This window comes from Pseudonocardia sp. SID8383, assembly GCF_009864975.1.
Classification (GTDB): domain Bacteria; phylum Actinomycetota; class Actinomycetes; order Mycobacteriales; family Pseudonocardiaceae; genus Pseudonocardia; species Pseudonocardia alni.
On record NZ_WWFY01000456.1, the window covers coordinates 1 to 3533 of the forward strand.

Consider the following 3533-nt stretch of genomic DNA (forward strand, 5'->3'; position numbering starts at 1 on the left):
CGGGCCCGGCTCGACGGTGTGCGCGCCGACCTCCGCGCCTCCGGCGACGCGACGTCGGTCGGCCGCATCGCGGGCCGGTGGGGGTTCCTGCGTCCGGGCGGGTTCCGCGTGGCCTACACGCGCGCCTTCGGCGAGCCCCCCGAGCAGACCGCGGGCCGCTGACGCGCACTCGTCCCGTCGAGAAGTGCTCAGGTACTTCCCGACGTGCGGGCCTTGGTCAGGTGGACCAGCTCGTCGGTGCCGGCGCCCGTCCGGTGCGTCTCGACGTAGCCGGCCCGCCGGTACAGGCGGAGGTTGCCCGCGCTGTGCTCGCCGGTGAACAGCGCGACGGTCGTCACGGCGTCGCCGAGCCGGCCCCGGTCGTCGCGGACGCCCCAGGCCGTCACCGAGGCGCGGCCGAGCTCCTCGCGGACCGCGGGCAGCTCCTCGGTCAACGGTGGGAGGGACAGGTCGTCGTGCGCCCGGGCCTCGGTGACGTAGGCGGCCCGCTGCAGCGTGAGGACCTCGCCCGCATCGGACGGGCCGAGTCGCACGGGGGTGGGGGCGTCGGCGGTCATGGATACAGGACAGCACGACGGCGCCGCCGCCCCGCGGATCACCGCGCCCGCCCCGCCGGGTTCGGACGCCGGAGGTGGATCGAGCCGCCTGTCCGACGTCGGGCCGACCGGACGCACCGCCCCGACCGCGTCGATCAGTACCTGAGTGCTGTCCGGCAGGCCCACGACAGCGCTGATGTACTGATCGACGTCCCGGATCCGTGCCGGCAGCTCGGGTGCGGAGCCCGGGGAAGGGGGGTGCCGACGACGGAACGGCCGGTCGTTCGGGTCAGGCCTTCTCGTTCTCCCGGGCCCGCAGGTCCTTGCGCAGGATCTTGCCCGAGGCCGACTTCGGGATCTGGTCGATGAACTCGACCACACGCACCTTCTTGTGCGGCGCGACCTTCTCGGCGACGAAGCTCATGACGTCGTCCTCGGTCAGGTCCTCATCCGAGGCCTGCTTCACCACGAACGCCTTCGGGACCTCCTCGCCGTCGGCGTCCTTGACCCCGATGACCGCGGTGTCGGCGATCTTGTCGTGGGTCAGCAGCAGCGCCTCCAGCTCGGCGGGCGGCACCTGGTAGCCCTTGTACTTGATGAGCTCCTTGACCCGGTCGACGATCGAGTAGACACCCTCGTCGTCGACGACGGCGATGTCACCGGTGTGCAGGAAGCCGTCGGCGTCCTTGGTGGCGTCGGTCGCCTCGGAGTTGTTGAGGTACCCGACCATCACGTTCGGGCCCTTCACCCACAGCTCGCCGCGCTCGCCGACGCCGACCTCCTCGCCGGACTCCGGGTCGACCAGCTTGCACTCGATGTTCGGCAGCGCGAAGCCCGACGAGTTCAGGTCGAGGTCGCCGCGGTTGTCGGGCATGCAGTGGCTGACCGGGGACAGCTCGGTCATGCCGTAGCCCTGCAGCACGGTGCAGTCCAGCCGCTTGGCGACGGCGCGGCCGAGCTCGCCGTCCAGCGGGGCGGCACCGGAGAAGACCGTCTTCACGCAGGACAGGTCGAACTTGTCGATGATCGGGTGCTTGGCCAGCGCGACGGCGACCGGCGGGGCGATGTAGAGCCGGTCGACCTGCAGGTCCTGGGTGATGGTCAGGAACTGCTCGAGGTCGAACTTCGGCATGGTGACGACGGTGGCGCGCGCGTGCAGACCCTGGTTCATCATCACGGTCATGCCGTAGATGTGGAAGAACGGCAGGAACGCCATGATCTTGGTCTCGCTGGTCACGTCGCCCATGGCCTGGATCTGGAGCAGGTTCGCCACCAGGTTGCGGTGGGTCAGCACCACGCCCTTGGCCAGGCCGGTGGTGCCCGACGAGTACGGCAGTACCGCGGTGTCGGTCGCGGTGGTCGTCAGCTCGGGGGCCGGGGCGCCGGAGCCGACGAGATCGCGGAGCGAGTCGTGGCCCTCGGTGGCGTCGATGGTGAGCACGACGTCCTCGGACAGTCCCGCCTCCTTCGCCCCGGCCACGGCCCGGTCGAGGAACGGCGAGACGGTGATGACCATCTTCGCGCCGGAGTCCTTCAGCTGGTGGGCCAGCTCGCCGCCGGTGTACATCGAGTTCGCGCTGGTCACGATGCCGTTGGCGCGCAGGATGCCGTGGAACAGCGCCGCCCACTGCGGCAGGTTCGGCGCGAACAGCGCGACGACGTCGCCGGTGCCGATGCCGCGGGCGGCGAGCCCGCCGGCGATCTTCTCGACCAGGCCGTGGAACTCGGTGTAGGTCAGCTGGTCACCGGTGGTGCCGTCGACGATCGCCGGCGCGTCCGCCCGGTCGCCGAACCCGTCGGCGAACAGGAACTCGGTGAGAGAGACGTCAGGGATCTCGACGTCCGGGTACGGGCTGCGCAACGACAAGGTTCGCTCCTTCGCGAGGTCCTGCGGGGGACGGACGGCGCGGAGATCCGGCCGGGTTCGGCGTCATGCTAGAGGCACCGCGCCCGTACCGTCGTCGTGGCGCGGTGAAAAGTTACCCGCGGGTCACCGGAAGAGGTGCTCGAACGCGGTCAGGTTCGCGGTCGACTCGCCGTTCTCGCTGCGCCAGGCGTACTCGCGGCGGATCGAGGAGGCGAAGCCGAGCTCCAGGAAGGTGTTGAAGTCGCCGTCGGCGGCCTCCAGCACCGAGCCGAGGACACGGTCGAGCTCGTCCGCGGTGACGGCGTGGCGGGCCAGCCGCCCGACGAGGTGGATGTCCCCGACCCGGTCCAGGCAGTAGTGCACGCCGTAGAGCTTGGCGTTGCGCAGCAGCATGAACCGGTAGACGCCCTCGTGGTTCTCATCGGGCCTGCGGCACACGAACGCCTGCACCGCGAGGGTCTGCTCGCGCAGGATCAGCCAGGTCTGGGTCTGGAGCCGGGCCTCGCCGGGGAGGGTGACCAGCCACTGCCCGGGCCCGCGGTGGACGTGCTCGGCGCCGGAGTCGGCCAGCGCGGCCCCGATCCGCTGCTCCAGGTCGCTCATACGTCCCCCCGTCGCCGCGCCGCGAACTCGGTGCGGGCCTCGTCGTAGGCGCCCAGCAGGGCGTCGGTCGTGCGGTCCCAGGAGAAGCGGTGCGCGTGCGTCGCCGCGGTCCGCCCCATCTGCTCTCGACGGCCCGGGTCGAGCGCGAGCTCGCCCAGCGCGTCGGCCCAGTCGGAGATGTCGTGCCCGGTGACGAGCAGCCCGGACCGGCCCTCGGCGACGGCGACCGGCAGCCCGCCCACCCGGGTCGCCACCACCGGCGTCCCGCACGCCTGGGCCTCCAGCGCGACCAGCCCGAAGGACTCGTTGTGACTCGGGACGGCGACGACGTCGGCCGCCCGGTAGACCGTCACCAGCTCGTCGCCGGCCCGGGGCGGCAGGAACCGGACGAGGTCGGTGATCCCCAGCTCGGCCGCCAGCTCGTGCAGCGACGTCGGCTCGGCCAGCCCCGACCCGGACGGCCCGCCCGCGACGAGCACGACGAGGCGCTCCCGCAGCCCCGGCGCGCGCGCGGCCAGCTCGGCCGC

General features: G+C 72.0%; 4 protein-coding genes. All 4 read right to left on the reverse strand.

What is annotated here, in order from left to right; all coding sequences use genetic code 11:
- Nucleotides 1-188: 188 nt before the first annotated feature.
- Nucleotides 189-557, reverse strand: coding sequence for a hypothetical protein (locus tag GTW08_RS11150; RefSeq protein ID WP_073576588.1), 369 nt, complete (start codon nt 555-557; stop codon nt 189-191).
- Nucleotides 558-825: 268 nt separating this feature from the next.
- Nucleotides 826-2403: an AMP-binding protein gene (locus tag GTW08_RS11155; RefSeq protein WP_073576589.1), complete on the reverse strand. Its 1578-nt coding sequence runs from the start codon at nt 2401-2403 to the stop codon at nt 826-828.
- 123 nt (nt 2404-2526) lie between these two features.
- Entirely contained in the window at nt 2527-3006 is a 480-nt protein-coding gene (locus GTW08_RS11160) for a YbjN domain-containing protein (RefSeq protein WP_073576590.1), read from the reverse strand.
- The coding region (locus GTW08_RS11165) for a glycosyltransferase (RefSeq protein ID WP_161151863.1) at nt 3003-3533 on the reverse strand (531 nt) is incomplete at its 5' end. The genes GTW08_RS11165 and GTW08_RS11160, both read right to left, overlap by 4 nt.

Excerpts from the sequence above, each read along its gene's own strand:
- GTW08_RS11160 (WP_073576590.1), bottom strand. The coding sequence starts at position 3,006 with ATGAGCGACCTGGAGCAGCGGATCGGGGCCGCGCTGGCCGACTCCGGC.
- GTW08_RS11150 (WP_073576588.1), bottom strand. The coding sequence starts at position 557 with ATGACCGCCGACGCCCCCACCCCCGTGCGACTCGGCCCGTCCGATGCG.